Here is a 14,547-nt window from a genome sequence, read left to right on the forward strand (position 1 = left end):
CGTGCTCTGACTACGATACGACAAGGGGGACATGGAGCGGTCCTCCGTCGACTTTCAGAGGGAGACCTAAGAGTGGCTCTGGGATGCTTTTCATGGTAGAGAGCGCGTCTTCAGGGTCTCAGCTTGTGAGCGTGTGACGCGCCAGCGTGCGTTTGTGCTGGAGGTCGACGGGGTGGACTCCCGTCGCGTCGAGGTGGGCTCTCCCGGGATCGATCGTCCGTTGCTCCACGCCCGAGACTACGAGCGCTTCGTCGGCGAAACCGTCGACGACATCCTGCGCGCCCCCATCGGGGCCGCGGGCGCAGGGGCGGTGGCGCCGGGGCGCAAGAAATTTCGTGGTGTCTTGCGCCGCGGCGAGGCGCCCGGTGCGTGGCAGCTCGAGCTGGTCGAGGACGCGCCCGCCCAGCTCCCTGCCAAGGCGCAGCGCCGTGCCGCCGAGCCCGCGGCCGTGCAAGTGCTCGGCTTCACGCTCGACGAGGTGCGCGAGGCGCGGCTGGCGCCGATCGTGGATTTCAAGGGGCGTCGCCCGCGCGGCGCCGCCGGTAATGCATAAGAGTACGCAGGCAGTGAAAGGCAGGCCAGAGCAATGAACCGCGAAATGTTGATGTTGATCGATGCCATCTCGCGCGAGAAGAACGTGGAGCCGCGCGTCGTGTTGGGCGCGGTAGAGTCCGCGCTGGCGTCGGCCACCAAAAAGCTGCTGGGCGGCGAGGTGGATGTGCGCGTGTCGATCGACCCCGATACGGGGGCGTACGCGACTTTCCGGCGCTGGAAAGTGGTACCGGACGAAGCCGGGCTGCAAAACCCCGATGCCGAGGAGCTGTACTCCGACGCCGTGGAGGACCACCCCGGCATCCAGGTGGGCGACTTCATCGAAAAGCCGGTCGAGAGTGTACCGATCGGCCGCATTGGCGCCATGGCCGCCAAGCAGGTCATCCTGCAAAAGATTCGCGATGCCGAGCGGGAGATGCTGCTCAACGATTTTCTGTCGCGCGGCGACAAAATCTTCGTGGGGGTCGTCAAGCGGCTGGACAAGGGGGATGTGATCGTCGAGAGTGGCCGTGTCGAAGGACGCCTCAAGCGCAGCGAGATGATCCCGAAGGAAAATTTCCGCTCGGGCGACCGCGTGCGCGCTCTCATCATCGAGGTGGATCCGACCTTGCGTGGCGCACCCATTCTGCTGTCCCGCGCCTCGCCCGCCTTCATGATCGAGCTGTTCCGCCAGGAGGTGCCCGAGATCGAGCAGGGTCTGCTGGAGATCAAAGCCTGCGCCCGCGATCCGGGCAGCCGGGCCAAGATCGCCGTGCTGTCGCATGATCGCCGCATCGACCCCATCGGCACCTGTGTGGGGGTTCGTGGGTCGCGTGTCAATGCCGTGACCAACGAACTGGCCGGCGAGCGCGTGGACATCGTGCTGTGGAGCGATGACCCGGCCCAGTTCGTGATCGGCGCGCTGGCGCCGGCCAATGTGCAGTCCATCGTGGTGGATGAGGAACGTCATGCGATGGACGTGGTCGTCGATGAGGAAAACCTGGCCATCGCCATCGGCCGCGGCGGTCAAAACGTGCGGTTGGCATCGGACCTGACAGGCTGGAAAATCAACATCATGACGGCCGAGGAATCGGCGGAGAAACAAGCCCAAGAACGCCAGGCGCTGCGGCAGCTGTTCATGAGCAAACTCGATGTCGACGAGGAGATCGCCGACATTTTGATTGAAGAGGGCTTCGCCAGCCTCGAGGAAGTGGCCTACGTTCCATTGCAGGAGATGCTGGAGATCGAAGCCTTCGACGAGGATACCGTCAATGAGTTGCGCGCTCGAGCCAAGGACGCGCTGCTGACGATGGAGATCGCCAAAGAGGAAAGCGTCGAGGAGGTATCGCAGGACCTGCGTGACCTGGACGGGCTGACCACCGACCTGATCGCCAAGTTGGCCGAGTCCGGTGTGCACACGCTCGATGACTTGGCCGATCTGGCCGTCGACGAATTGGTCGAGATCACGGGACAGAGCCGCGAAGAAGCGACGGCCCTGATCATGAAGGCGCGCGAACACTGGTTCGCCAGCGACGCATCGTCCGCGCGTTCGTGAGCAGCCCTGTCGAGGAGAAGGACACTTTATGTCGAGTAACACCGTCGCCGAATTCGCGGCCGAACTGAACAAACCCGTCTCGTTGCTGCTGGAACAGTTCGGTGCGGCTGGCGTGCACAAGCGGGCCGGCAGCGACCCCGTCACCGAGGCGGACAAGCAGCGCCTGCTCGCCCACCTCAAGGCCGCCCACGGAACACTCGGGCAGGAGCGGCGCAAGATCACCCTGACCAAGCGCTCGACCACCGAGATCAAGCAGGCCGACGCCTCTGGCCGCGCACGCACCATCCAGGTGGAGGTGCGCAAGAAACGCACCTTTGTCAAACGCGATGACGAGGCTGAACAGCGCGACAGCGACGCTGCGGCACAGGCGCAGGCAGCGGCGCAGGCGGCCGAGCTGGCCCGTCTGGAAGAAGAGGCGCGGCTGCAGGCGGAACGTCTGCGTCAGGAAGAGGAGGAACTCGCCCGCAAGCGCCGCGAGCGTGAAGAAGCCGAGGCCCGCGCTGCCGAGGAAGCCCGACTGGCGCGCGAAGCGGCCGAAGCCCGCGCCCGGGCCGAGCGTGAGGCGGCTGCCCAGAGAGCCCGTGCCGAAGCCGTCGCCGCTGCGGCTGGCAAGGCGGGTGCCGCCCAGGCCGCAGCCCCGGCGCAACCGGCGGCCGAGCCGGCAGCCGATGAAGCGGCACCGACAGCCGCCGCGCACGCCGAAGCCGAGCGGGCGGCGCAGGCCCACCGGGCGGCGCAGCAATCCGCCGAGAAAGCGGCTGAGAAAGCGGCTGAGGACGCCCGCGTACGCGAAATCGAAGAACGTCGTCGCAAGGCGCTGGCCGAGGCCGAAGCCATCCGGGCCATGATGGCTCAGCCCCGCAAAGTGCTGGTGGCCAAGAAGCCCGAGGAGCCCAAGTCTGCGGTCGACGCCAAGCCCGGCATCAAGGGCACGCTACACAAGCCAGCCGGCACGCCTGCGCGTTCGCCTGCCGGCGCACCCGTGGCGCCCGCAGCCAAAAAAGAGGTCAAGTCCGAGGCGCTGTCCTCGTCGTGGAAGGACGAGGCTGGCAAAAAGAAGGAGCTCAAGACACGCGGCGGCAGTGCCCCGGTGCGCGCTGGCAGCAACTGGCGAGTCGGGCCAAAGGGTAAGCCAAGCCGCGGCGGACGGGACGAGCGCGGCCCTTCTGCCGCTTCCACCAGCGAGCAGCGGGTCATCGAAGTGCATGTTCCCGAGACCATCACCGTGGCCGAACTGGCTCACAAGATGGCGCTCAAGGCGTCCGAGGTCATCAAGCAGCTCATGAAGCTGGGCCAGATGGTGACCATCAACCAGTCGCTGGACCAGGACACGGCGATGATCGTCGTCGAGGAATTGGGTCACAAGGCGGTCGCTGCGGCGCTGGACGATCCGGAGGCTTTCTCGGAAGAGGAAGCGGTGCTATACCAGGGCGAAGAAAAAACTCGACCGCCGGTGGTCACCGTCATGGGCCACGTCGACCACGGCAAGACCTCGCTGCTGGACTATATCCGCCGCGCCAAGGTGGCTGCAGGCGAAGCCGGGGGTATCACACAGCACATCGGTGCGTACCATGTGGAGACGCCGCGCGGCGTGGTCACGTTCCTGGACACGCCGGGTCACGAGGCCTTCACGGCCATGCGCGCGCGCGGCGCGCAGGCCACCGACATCGTCATTTTGGTGGTGGCGGCCGACGATGGCGTGATGCCGCAGACGCGCGAGGCGATCAAGCACGCCAAGGCAGCCGGTGTGCCGATCGTGGTGGCCCTCACCAAAATCGACAAGCCCGAGGCCAACCCCGACCGCGTCAAGCAGGAGCTGGTGGCCGAAGAGGTGGTGCCCGAGGAGTATGGCGGCGATTCGCCCTTCATCGGCGTGTCCTCCAAGACCGGCCAGGGTATCGACGAGCTGCTCGAAAACGTGCTGCTGCAGGCCGAGGTGCTGGAGCTCAAGGCCCCGGTGGACGCCAAGGCCAAGGGTCTGGTGATCGAGGCCCGTCTGGACAAGGGTCGCGGCCCTGTGGCAACCGCTCTGGTGCAGTCGGGCACGCTGCGCGTCGGCGATGTGGTGCTGGCCGGTCAAACCTACGGGCGTGTACGCGCCATGCTCGACGAGGCTGGCCGCCAGGTCAAGGAAGCCGGGCCGTCCATCCCCGTGGAGATCCAGGGCCTGGCCGAGGTGCCACTGGCGGGCGACGACTTCATGGTGATGGCCGATGAGCGTCGGGCGCGTGAAATCGCCACCTACCGCGCCGGCAAGTACCGCAGCACCAAGCTGGCCAAGCAGCAGGCGGCCAAGCTGGAAAATATGTTTGCCGAGATGGCGGCCGGCGAGGTCAAGACCTTGCCCATCATCATCAAGGCGGACGTGCAAGGCTCTCAGGAGGCGCTTTCGGCCGCGCTGCTCAAACTCTCCACCGACGAGGTGCGGGTCCAGCTCGTGTATGCGGGCGTGGGCGGCATCAGCGAATCCGACGTCAACCTGGCGATCGCCTCCAAGGCCATCGTCATCGGCTTCAATGTGCGCGCGGATGCGAATGCGCGCAAGGCAGCCGAAGCCAGCGACGTCGAGATCCGTTACTACAACATCATCTACGACGCGGTCGATGATCTGAAGGCGGCGATGGCGGGGCTGCTGGCGCCCGAGAAGCGTGAGGAAGTCATCGGCATGGCCGAGATCCGCAGCGTTTTCGTCGCCTCCAAGATCGGCACGGTGGCGGGCTGTATGGTCACGCAGGGCCACGTCACGCGCAACGCGCATTTCCGCCTGCTGCGCGACAATGTGGTCATCTACACTGGCGAGCTGGAGTCGCTCAAGCGCTTCAAGGACGATGTGCGCGAGGTCAAGGAAGGCTTCGAGTGCGGCATCAAGCTCAAGAACTACAACGACATCCAGGAAGGGGATCAGTTGGAGTTCTTCGAGATCAAGGAAGTCGCGCGCACGCTCTAAGAGATTCGCATGGCGACGAGAAAGGTATCCAACCGCAGCCTCAAGGTGGCCGACCAGATCCAGCGCGACTTGAGCGAGCTGATTCCGCGCGAGCTCAAGGATCCGCGCTTGGGCATGGTCACCATCCAGGCGGTCGAGGTCTCGCCCGACTATGCGCATGCCAAGGTGTATTTCAGCGTGCTGGTGGGCGACCCGCAAGATTGCCAGGACGCGCTCAATCAGGGTGCAGGCTTTTTGCGCAATGCCTTGTTCAAGCGGCTACACATCCATACGGTGCCGACCTTGCATTTCATCTACGACCGCTCGATCGAGCGAGCTGCAGATATGAATGCCCTGATCGCCAAGGCGGTCGCTTCGCGCGGTAAGGACGAGGGCGCGACATGACGGCCGAGACCCGTGCACGGGTGCTGCGGCGCCCCGTGCATGGGGTGCTGCTGCTGGACAAGCCCGTCGGCTTGTCGGCGCAGGCGGCGGTGTCCAAGGTCAAATGGCTGCTGGAGGCCGAAAAGGCCGGACACACCGGCACGCTCGATCCGCTGGCCAGCGGGTTGCTGCCCGTGTGCTTGGGGGCAGCCACCAAGTTCGCACAGGTGCAACTGGAGGCCGACAAGGCCTACGAGGCGGTGCTGCGTCTTGGGGCTCGCACCACCACCGGCGATGCCGAGGGCGAGGTGATCGCCACCGCGCCGGTGGACGCGGCTCGTCTGAGCCCATTGCGGCTGGCCGAGTTGGCCCGCCGCTTCACCGGCGCGATCGAGCAGATTCCACCGATGCACAGCGCACTGAAGAAAGACGGCAAGGCGCTGTACGAGTATGCGCGCGCGGGCATCGAGGTCGAGCGCGCGCCGCGTCGCGTGACGATCCATGCATTGACGCTGGAGCCGCTGCCCGATGACCCCGCCGCGCTGCGCCTGCAGGTACGCTGCAGCAAAGGCACCTACGTGCGCACGCTGGCCGAGGACATTGGCGCGGCGCTGGGCTGTGGCGCGCATCTGAGCGCGCTGCGGCGCACCGCCACCGGAGGGTTGACGCTGCAGCAGGCGATCACGCTGGATGCGCTGCAAGCCCTGTCCCTGCCGCAGCGCCTGCGCTGCCTGCTGCCGCCCGAGGCCCTGCTGCAGGGCGCGCCGCGCGTCGTGCTGGATGAGCGTGAGGCGGGCCGTTTTCTGAGCGGTTTGCGCCGGCGCGGCCCGTGGCCGCCCGCTGAACTGGTCGCCGTGTTTGGCGACCGCCCACGCGCCCTGCTGGGCACGGCCCGCTGTGTCGGTGGCGAATTGATTCCGGCGCGCCTGCTCGCGCCCACCGAAGTTTCCCAATATCTGCAACAAGCTGCACCATGACCTCCCGCCCTCCGATTCGCAACATCGCGATCATCGCCCACGTCGACCACGGCAAAACCACCATGGTCGACCAACTGCTGCGCCAGTCCGGTACCTTTGCCGCCCACGAGAAGGTGGAGGACACGGTCATGGACAGCAACGCGCTCGAGCGCGAGCGCGGCATCACGATTCTGGCCAAAAACTGCGCCGTGCGCTGGAAGGACACGCACATCAATATCGTGGACACACCGGGCCACGCCGACTTTGGCGGGGAAGTCGAGCGTGCGCTGTCCATGGTGGATGGTGTGCTGTTGCTGATCGATGCCCAGGAAGGGCCGATGCCACAGACACGCTTCGTGACCAAGAAGGCGCTGGCGCTGGGCCTCAAGCCCATCGTGGTGGTCAACAAGGTCGACAAGCCCGGGGCCAACTGCGACAAGGTGATCAACGCTGCGTTCGACCTGTTCGACAAGTTGGGGGCCACCGACGAGCAGCTGGATTTTCCGGTGGTATACGCCTCGGGCATCAACGGCTGGTCGTCGCTGACCGAGGGCGCGCCGGGCGAGCGCTGGGGGCCGGATATGTCTGCGCTGTTCGAGACCATCCTCAAACATGTGCCCGCCCACGAGGGCGACCCGGCCGCGCCGCTGCAACTGCAAATTTCGGCACTGGACTACAACAGTTTCGTTGGCCGCATCGGCGTGGGGCGCATCAACGCCGGGACGCTGCGGCCAGCGATGGATGTGCTGGTCATGGAGGGGCCAGACGGCCGACAGTTCAAGGGTCGCATCAACCAGGTGCACAAGTTCCAGGGGCTGGATCGGGTGCAGGTGAGCGAAGCCGGGCCGGGCGACATCGTGCTGATCAATGGCATCGACGAGATCGGCATCGGTGTGACGGTCACCGATATCGCCAACCCGCGGCCGCTTCCCATGCTCAAGATCGACGAGCCGACGCTGACGATGAATTTTTGCGTCAACACCTCGCCACTGGCTGGGCGCGAGGGCAAGTTCGTCACCAGCCGGCAGATCTGGGACCGGCTGCAAAAGGAGCTGCAATCCAACGTGGCATTGCGCGTGCGCGAGACAGGCGAGGACGGGGTGTTCGAGGTCTCGGGCCGGGGCGAGCTGCACCTGACCATACTGCTTGAGAATATGCGCCGCGAGGGCTATGAGCTGGCCGTGAGCAAGCCGCGCGTCGTGTTCAAAGAGATCGACGGCGTGCGCTGCGAGCCGATCGAACTGGTGACCTGCGACGTCGAGGAGCAGCACCAGGGCGGCGTGATGCAGGCGCTGGGTGAGCGCAAGGGCGAGCTGGTCAATATGGAGCCGGACGGACGCGGGCGTGTGCGGCTGGAGTACCGCATCCCGGCGCGCGGACTGATCGGTTTTTCGAACGAATTTCTCAACCTCACGCGCGGCTCGGGCCTGATCTCCAACATCTTCGACGGCTACGAACCGCACAAAGGCGACATCGGCGGGCGCAAGAACGGGGTGTTGATCTCTATGGACGACGGCGAGATCTTCACCTACGCGCTGGGCAAGCTCGATGACCGCGGCCGCATGTTCGTCAAGGCCGGCGATCCGGTGTACGAGGGCATGATCGTCGGCATACACAACCGCGACAACGACCTGGTGGTCAATGCCACGCGCACCAAGCAGCTGACCAATTTTCGCGTCTCGGGCAAGGAGGATGCGATCAAGATCACCCCCCCCATCGAGCTGACGCTGGAGTATGCGGTCGAGTTCATCGAGGATGACGAACTGGTGGAAATCACGCCGAAGAGCATCCGCCTGCGCAAGCGCTACCTGAAGGAACATGAGCGCAAGCGCGCTGCGCGGGAAGGCACTTGATATCCAGGAGACACCCCATGACCTCGCGTTGGAGCGATTTCGTCCACATCGAGCGCACGCCCAACGGCGTCGGGCGCATCACCCTCGACCGGCCCCGCGCCCTCAACGCCTTGGATCTCGGCATGATCCGCTCGCTCACCGAAGCGTTGCTCGCGTGGCGCGATGATCCCGCCGTGGTGGCGGTGGCAATTCGCGGCACCTCCAAAGACGGGCCGTTCGGAGCTTTCTGCGCGGGCGGGGATATCCGCTTCTTCCATCAAGCGGCGCTCGCGGGTGATCCTCGGCTGGAGGACTTCTTTACCGAGGAGTACACCCTCAACCATCTGATCTTCACCTATCCCAAGCCCTACATCGCCTTCATGGACGGCATCGTCATGGGCGGCGGCATGGGCATCAGCCAGGGTGGGCGCTGCCGCGTCGTCACCGAGCGGACCAAGATGGCCATGCCGGAGACCCAGATCGGACTGTTTCCGGACGTCGGCGGGGGGTACTTCCTGAGCCGCTGCCCGGGTCATGTTGGGCAGTATCTGGGGCTGACCGGGGTGGTGATCGGGGCGGATGCGGCGCTGGCTTGGGGCCTGGCCGATGTGGCTGCCCCCGCAGCGGACTTGCCGCGCGCGTGGGACGCACTCGCCACCGTGCAGGCAGACAGCCCCGAGGCGTTCGAGGCCGCCTGGCGCAGCTGGACAGCGCGGGAAGGCTGGCGCAGCACTGGGCCTCGCACGGTGGCGCCGTTGGCACCGGAGGTGGATGCCGCCTTTGGTGCCGATAGCGTGACGGGCATCGTGCAAGCGCTTGAGGCGGCGGGCACGGACGCGGCCGCACAGGCCCTGGCCACGCTGCGCCTGCGCAGCCCGCTGATGCTGCATGTGGTACTGGAGCAGTTGCGGCGCGCGCGCGGCCTGGCCCTGGCCGAGGATTTGCGCCTGGAGCGGGACCTGGTGCGGCATTGTTTCCATCCCCGCCATCTCGGGCGCTCGCCGGCCGAGGGGGAGGCGGTCGAGGGCATCCGTGCCCTGGCGGTGGACAAGGACCGGCGGCCGCACTGGAACCCGTCGCGCATCGAAGACGTCACGGCCGCGATGGTGGCCCCGTTCTTCGACAGCCCCTGGCCCGCGCATGCGCACCCGCTCAGACACCTGCCCTGAGGCTCAGCGCATGCGGTGTTTGAGCGCGCGCTCCACCTCGCGCTTGCCTTCGCGCTCTTTGATGGTGTCGCGTTTGTCGTGCAGCGCCTTGCCGCGCGCCAGCGCGATCTCGCACTTGACGCGACCGTTCTTCCAGTGCAGGTTTAGCGGCACCAAGGTGTAGCCCTTTTGCTCCACCTTACCGATCAGGCGTCGGATTTCGGCCTTGTGCATCAGCAGTTTGCGGGTACGGTCGGCGTCTGCGCGGATGTGCGTGGATGTGCTGCGCAGCGGATGGATCAGACAGCCGATCAGAAACAGTTCGCCATCGCGCACGACGACATAGCCCTCGGTGATCTGCACTTTGCCCTCGCGGATGGCCTTGACCTCCCAGCCCTGCAGGACAACACCCGCCTCGAAACGCTCTTCGATGTGGTAGTTGAAGAACGCCTTTTTGTTCTCGGCGATGCGGGCATTGGTGGCAGCTTTGAGCTTTGGGGCAGACATGGGACCTACAATCCGATCGGGGCCGACGATTGTATGAAACCGAAAACCGTTCGCAAGTCCGTGCTCGTTTGGCACAGCCCGCACGAGATGTTCGAGCTCGTCAGCGACGTGGAACGCTATCCCGAATTTTTGCCGTGGTGCGCGTCTGGACGGGTGCTCGAACGCACCCCAGATGGCATGGTGGCCTCGATCGGTATGGCCTTCGGTGGCGTGCGCAAGAGCTTCACCACTCGCAATGTCCACGAGGCTGATCGGCGCATCCACTTGCGCCTGGTGGAGGGGCCGTTCTCGCAGTTGGAAGGGCATTGGGAGTTCATACCCGTTGGCGACGCGCACGCCTGCAAGATCGAGTTTTCGCTGCGCTACGGTTTTTCCAGCAGCGTGCTGGCGGCCTTGGTGGGGCCGGTATTCGACCGCATCGCAGACTCCCTGGTGGATGCCTTCGTCAAGCGAGCCGACCAGGTGTACGGGGCACGAGATGGGCAGTGAGTCATGCGCGTGACCGTGGTTAGGGCCCTTGCACCCCGGCAGGTGCAGGAGACGACGCGAGAACTCCCTGACGGCGCCACAGTGGCGCAAGCGCTGGCCGACGTCGGCTGGAGTCTCGAGCCGATCGATGCAAGGTCGAATGGGTGGGCGGCGAGCGTCTGGGGCCGGCGCGTGTCGCTGGATACGCCGCTGCGCGAGGGGGACCGGCTGGAGCTGACACGCCCGCTGCGGGTCGACCCCAAGGTGGCGCGGCGGGAACGTTTCCAACGGCAGGGGGCGCGCACGGCAGGTTTGTTTGCGCGCACCCCCAAGCGTTGACGCGCCCGGCCGGCCTTCCTCCGGGCAGTCTGTCTGGCGTCTCAGGCCCATGCCCCGAATACAATATGGCTTTTGGAGCCCATTCCATGCGTCTGCTCGGAAAAGCGTTGACCTTCGACGATGTGTTGTTGGTCCCCGCGTACTCGCAAGTTCTGCCCAAAGACACGTCGCTGTCCACCCGCCTGACCCGCGACATCACCCTCAACCTACCGTTGGTGTCGGCCGCGATGGACACCGTCACCGAGGCGCGCCTGGCCATAGCCATCGCACAAGAGGGTGGCATCGGCATCATTCACAAGAACCTGTCAGCGCAGGAACAGGCTGCCCAGGTCGCCAAGGTGAAACGATACGAATCTGGCGTGTTGCGAGACCCGGTGGTCATTCGCCCGGACACCACGGTGCGCCAGGTCGTCAAGCTGTCGGACGAGCTGGGCGTCTCGGGCTTTCCAGTGGTGGATGGTGGCAAGGTGGTCGGCATCGTCACCGGGCGCGACCTGCGTTTCGAGACGCGCATGGATGCACCGGTGCGCGAGATCATGACGCCACGCGAGCGGTTGGTCACCGTGCCCGAGGGCACCACGCCCGAGACCGCCAAGGCTTTGCTGAACAAGCACAAGCTGGAGCGGCTGTTGGTGGTCAACGACGCCTTCGAGCTCAAGGGCCTGATCACCGTCAAGGACATCACCAAGCAGCTCAACTTCCCCAACGCCGCGCGCGACGACAACGGCCGGTTGCGTGTCGGCGCTGCGGTGGGCGTGGGCCCTGGTACTGATGAGCGCGTCGAGGCGCTGGTCAAGGCCGGCGTGGACGTGATCGTGGTCGATACCGCGCATGGTCACAGCAAGGGTGTGCTGGAACGTGTGCGCTGGGTCAAGCACCACTTCCCACAGGTGCAAGTCGTCGGCGGCAATATCGCCACCGGCGAGGCCGCCCGCGCGTTGGTGGAGGCTGGGGCGGATGCGGTCAAGGTCGGCATCGGCCCGGGCTCCATCTGCACCACCCGCATCGTGGCGGGTGTTGGCGTGCCGCAGATCACCGCCATCGACAACGTGGCCACCGCGCTCGAGGGCACGGGCGTTCCGTTGATCGCCGACGGCGGTATCCGCTACAGCGGCGATATCGCCAAGGCGCTGGCGGCCGGTGCGCACTGCGTGATGATGGGGGGCATGTTCGCCGGCACCGAGGAGGCGCCCGGCGAGGTCATCTTGTACCAGGGCCGCAGTTACAAGAGCTACCGCGGCATGGGCTCGATCGGTGCGATGAGGGCCGGCAGCGCGGACCGCTACTTCCAGGAGAACGACCAGGCGGCCAACCCCAACGCCGACAAACTGGTGCCCGAGGGCATCGAGGGCCGTGTGCCGTACAAAGGCTCGGTGGTGGCCATCATCTTCCAAATGGCCGGCGGCATTCGCGCAGCACTGGGTTACTGTGGCTGCGCCAGTATCGCCGAGTTGCACGACAAGGCCGCTTTCGTGGAGATCACGGCCGCCGGCATTCGTGAGAGCCATGTGCACGACGTGCAGATCACCAAGGAAGCGCCGAACTATCGCCTGGATTGACGCGACGCCGTACCGAGGGCCGCCAGCGAGGCGGCCCTTCGCTTTGGCGGCTCCGCCACGGACACGACCCGATGAACCACGACAAGATTCTCATCCTCGACTTCGGCTCCCAGGTGACGCAGCTGATCGCACGGCGCGTGCGCGAAGCGCATGTCTATTGCGAGGTGCACCCCTGCGACGTCAGCAGCGAGTGGGTGCGGCAGTACGCCGCCGACAGGCGGCTCAAGGGCGTCATCCTGTCCGGTAGCCACGCCAGTGTCTACGAGGTGGACGACCGCGCGCCAGACGCGGTGTTCGAGCTCGGTGTACCGGTCTTGGGCATCTGCTACGGCATGCAGACGATGGCACAGCAGCTCGGGGGCAAAGTGGAAGGTTCGCCCCATCGGGAGTTTGGCTATGCCGAAGTGCGCGCGCGTGGTCACACGGCGCTGCTCAAGGACATCGCCGACTTCCACACCCCCGAGGGGCACGGCATGCTCAAGGTGTGGATGAGCCACGGCGACAAAGTCACCCAAATGCCGCCCGGCTTCAAGCTGATGGCCAGCACCGACGCCTGTCCGATCGCCGGCATGGCCGACGAGACGCGGCACTTCTACGGTGTGCAGTTCCACCCGGAGGTGACGCATACCGTACAGGGCCGTGCCATCCTGGAGCGCTTCGTGCTAGAGATTTGTGGCGCTCAGCCCGACTGGATCATGCGCGACCACATCGAGGAGGCCGTGGCGGCCATCCGCGCCCAGGTCGGCGACGAGGAGGTGCTGCTCGGCCTGTCGGGCGGGGTCGATTCGTCGGTAGCCGCAGCGCTCATCCATCGCGCCATCGGCGAGCGGCTCACATGCGTCTTCGTCGATCACGGCCTGCTGCGCCTGCACGAAGGCGACACGGTGATGGACATGTTCGCCGGCAAGCTCCACGCCAAGGTGATCCGGGTGGATGCGAGTGAACGCTTCCTGCGCGAGCTCGCCGGCGTCACCGACCCCGAGCAGAAGCGCAAGATCATCGGCCGGCTGTTCGTCGAGGTCTTCAAGGCCGAGGCCGAAAAGCTCAAAGCCGCGCGCCCGGGCTCCAAGGGCGTGCAGTGGCTGGCGCAGGGCACCATCTATCCGGACGTGATCGAGTCGGGTGGTGCCAAGAGCAAAAAGGCCGTCACGATCAAGAGCCACCACAACGTCGGCGGCCTGCCCGAGCAGCTGGGCTTAAAGCTCTTGGAGCCACTGCGCGACCTGTTCAAGGACGAGGTGCGCGAGCTCGGTGTGGCGCTGGGCCTGCCGCACGACATGGTCTACCGCCACCCTTTCCCCGGGCCGGGCCTGGGTGTGCGCATCCTGGGCGAGGTGAAGAAGGAATACGCCGACCTGCTGCGTCGGGCCGACGCCATCTTCATCGAGGAACTGCGTTCCACCATCGAGCCGAACTCCGGCCGGAGCTGGTACGACCTGACCAGCCAGGCGTTTGCGGTATTCCTGCCGGTCAAGAGCGTCGGCGTGATGGGTGACGGCCGCACCTACGACTACGTGGTGGCGCTGCGTGCGGTGCAGACCAGCGATTTCATGACCGCCGACTGGGCCGAGCTGCCCTACAGCCTGCTCAAGCGCGTCTCCAGCCGCATCATCAACGAGGTGCGCGGCATCAACCGCGTTACCTACGACGTCAGCTCCAAGCCGCCAGCGACGATCGAGTGGGAATGATTCGGCGTCTGACCCCCGTTGAATGCTCGCGGGCATGAAGACTTACCCAGTGCTGTGCGCGCCAATACTCGTTGACCACGATGATCAACGTATCGAAATGATAAGACCGCGATGCCATCAAAGCGATACGTTTTCCACACTTCGGCGTGGAGGCTGACCCGGTGCGGGTGCAAGACCCCAACCGCTGCCGCATTGAACTTGGCCCGAAAAACGCACCTCTTGCTGAGTGTTTCAACGCAAGCAAGGAGTACGGAAATGACGAAGACCGTGCGGGCGTGCGACACGCTGGAGTGCAAAGCTGTACGGCTGGTCAGCGGCGGGCAGAGCATTGCGGCAGCGGCCAGGTAGCTGGGCGTGGTGGAGCGGACGCTGTTCAACTGGGTCAAGGCTGGCCGACAGGGCAAGCTCAAAGGAGCTGAGAGCATGGTCGTGAGCGCAGAGCTGATGGAGATCTGCCGGCTGCGGGACGCGCTGGCGCGCGTCAAGATGGAGACCGACCCGGTCTGAGCGAGGAACATCACCTGCATCCACACGGACGAAGGCTGGCGGTTCCTGGCGGTGGTGACAGCCGGGCTGATCTTCCACAGCGACAGAAGCAGTCAATACGCCAGCCAGGACTTCAGGGACGTGCTGACGGAATACGGCATCACGCCC

Annotated in this window: 12 protein-coding genes and 2 pseudogenes; 13 read left to right on the top strand and 1 reads right to left on the bottom strand. The window is 65.5% G+C overall.

Translation table 11 applies throughout. The annotated features are described in order from the left end of the window. Nucleotides 1-133 precede the first annotated feature (133 nt). From P3W97_RS00210 to P3W97_RS00240, 7 genes are read left to right on the top strand one after another with little or no spacing between them, the layout of a single operon-like run. On the top strand, nucleotides 134-553 hold the full coding sequence (locus P3W97_RS00210; protein ID WP_300842977.1) for a ribosome maturation factor RimP: 420 nt from the start codon (nucleotides 134-136) through the stop codon (nucleotides 551-553). A gap of 33 nt (nucleotides 554-586) precedes the next feature. Continuing rightward, nucleotides 587-2,086, top strand: coding sequence for a transcription termination factor NusA (nusA, locus tag P3W97_RS00215; RefSeq protein WP_300842978.1), 1,500 nt, complete (start codon nucleotides 587-589; stop codon nucleotides 2,084-2,086). 28 nt (nucleotides 2,087-2,114) lie between these two features. Further along, nucleotides 2,115-5,033 (top strand): translation initiation factor IF-2, encoded by a 2,919-nt coding sequence (gene infB, locus P3W97_RS00220; RefSeq protein WP_300842979.1) that lies wholly within the window; start codon nucleotides 2,115-2,117, stop codon nucleotides 5,031-5,033. Between the two features lie 9 nt (nucleotides 5,034-5,042). Next, nucleotides 5,043-5,417 carry a 30S ribosome-binding factor RbfA gene (rbfA, locus tag P3W97_RS00225; protein WP_300842980.1) on the top strand — a complete coding sequence of 125 codons (375 nt, stop codon included), beginning with the start codon at nucleotides 5,043-5,045 and terminating at the stop codon, nucleotides 5,415-5,417. Beyond that, complete coding sequence (gene truB / locus P3W97_RS00230; RefSeq protein WP_300842981.1) at nucleotides 5,414-6,373, top strand: tRNA pseudouridine(55) synthase TruB; 960 nt, start codon at nucleotides 5,414-5,416, stop codon at nucleotides 6,371-6,373. The genes rbfA and truB overlap by 4 nt, the downstream gene beginning before the upstream one ends. Then, nucleotides 6,370-8,205: a translational GTPase TypA gene (gene typA, locus P3W97_RS00235; RefSeq protein ID WP_300842982.1), complete on the top strand. Its 1,836-nt coding sequence runs from the start codon at nucleotides 6,370-6,372 to the stop codon at nucleotides 8,203-8,205. Before truB ends, typA begins: the two co-directional genes overlap by 4 nt. 17 nt (nucleotides 8,206-8,222) lie before the next feature. After that, nucleotides 8,223-9,353 carry an enoyl-CoA hydratase/isomerase family protein gene (locus P3W97_RS00240; RefSeq protein ID WP_300842983.1) on the top strand — a complete coding sequence of 377 codons (1,131 nt, stop codon included), beginning with the start codon at nucleotides 8,223-8,225 and terminating at the stop codon, nucleotides 9,351-9,353. A gap of 3 nt (nucleotides 9,354-9,356) precedes the next feature. Here P3W97_RS00240 and smpB read toward each other — a convergent pair whose 3' ends face one another. Continuing rightward, nucleotides 9,357-9,839: an SsrA-binding protein SmpB gene (smpB, locus tag P3W97_RS00245; protein ID WP_300842984.1), complete on the bottom strand. Its 483-nt coding sequence runs from the start codon at nucleotides 9,837-9,839 to the stop codon at nucleotides 9,357-9,359. Nucleotides 9,840-9,872: 33 nt separating this feature from the next. Between smpB and P3W97_RS00250 the strand changes: the two genes are divergently transcribed. From P3W97_RS00250 to P3W97_RS00275, 6 genes and pseudogenes are all read left to right on the top strand, one after another. Continuing rightward, nucleotides 9,873-10,328 carry a type II toxin-antitoxin system RatA family toxin gene (locus P3W97_RS00250; RefSeq protein ID WP_300842985.1) on the top strand — a complete coding sequence of 152 codons (456 nt, stop codon included), beginning with the start codon at nucleotides 9,873-9,875 and terminating at the stop codon, nucleotides 10,326-10,328. A gap of 3 nt (nucleotides 10,329-10,331) precedes the next feature. After that, entirely contained in the window at nucleotides 10,332-10,646 is a 315-nt protein-coding gene (locus tag P3W97_RS00255) for an RnfH family protein (RefSeq protein ID WP_300842986.1), read from the top strand. An 86-nt stretch (nucleotides 10,647-10,732) separates the two neighbouring features. Further along, a complete protein-coding gene (gene guaB / locus P3W97_RS00260) occupies nucleotides 10,733-12,205 on the top strand; it encodes an IMP dehydrogenase (RefSeq protein WP_300842987.1) in 1,473 nt (490 codons plus the stop codon). Nucleotides 12,206-12,276: 71 nt separating this feature from the next. Further along, complete coding sequence (gene guaA, locus P3W97_RS00265) at nucleotides 12,277-13,893, top strand: glutamine-hydrolyzing GMP synthase (protein WP_300842988.1); 1,617 nt, start codon at nucleotides 12,277-12,279, stop codon at nucleotides 13,891-13,893. A 255-nt stretch (nucleotides 13,894-14,148) separates the two neighbouring features. Then, nucleotides 14,149-14,391, top strand: a pseudogene (locus tag P3W97_RS00270) (transposase); the annotation flags it as partial. A 15-nt stretch (nucleotides 14,392-14,406) separates the two neighbouring features. Further along, nucleotides 14,407-14,547 (top strand): annotated as a pseudogene (locus P3W97_RS00275) (IS3 family transposase); the annotation flags it as partial.

Source organism: Tepidimonas sp. (assembly GCF_029335975.1).
Lineage (GTDB): Bacteria > Pseudomonadota > Gammaproteobacteria > Burkholderiales > Burkholderiaceae_C > Tepidimonas.

Bases quoted from the DNA above. Each gene is read 5' to 3' on its own strand.
- nusA (WP_300842978.1), top strand. From the start codon at position 587: ATGAACCGCGAAATGTTGATGTTGATCGATGCCATCTCGCGCGAGAAG.
- infB (WP_300842979.1), top strand. From the start codon at position 2,115: ATGTCGAGTAACACCGTCGCCGAATTCGCGGCCGAACTGAACAAACCC.
- rbfA (WP_300842980.1), top strand. From the start codon at position 5,043: ATGGCGACGAGAAAGGTATCCAACCGCAGCCTCAAGGTGGCCGACCAG.
- truB (WP_300842981.1), top strand. From the start codon at position 5,414: ATGACGGCCGAGACCCGTGCACGGGTGCTGCGGCGCCCCGTGCATGGG.
- typA (WP_300842982.1), top strand. From the start codon at position 6,370: ATGACCTCCCGCCCTCCGATTCGCAACATCGCGATCATCGCCCACGTC.
- P3W97_RS00240 (WP_300842983.1), top strand. From the start codon at position 8,223: ATGACCTCGCGTTGGAGCGATTTCGTCCACATCGAGCGCACGCCCAAC.
- smpB (WP_300842984.1), bottom strand. From the start codon at position 9,839: ATGTCTGCCCCAAAGCTCAAAGCTGCCACCAATGCCCGCATCGCCGAG.
- P3W97_RS00250 (WP_300842985.1), top strand. From the start codon at position 9,873: ATGAAACCGAAAACCGTTCGCAAGTCCGTGCTCGTTTGGCACAGCCCG.
- P3W97_RS00255 (WP_300842986.1), top strand. From the start codon at position 10,332: ATGCGCGTGACCGTGGTTAGGGCCCTTGCACCCCGGCAGGTGCAGGAG.
- guaB (WP_300842987.1), top strand. From the start codon at position 10,733: ATGCGTCTGCTCGGAAAAGCGTTGACCTTCGACGATGTGTTGTTGGTC.
- guaA (WP_300842988.1), top strand. From the start codon at position 12,277: ATGAACCACGACAAGATTCTCATCCTCGACTTCGGCTCCCAGGTGACG.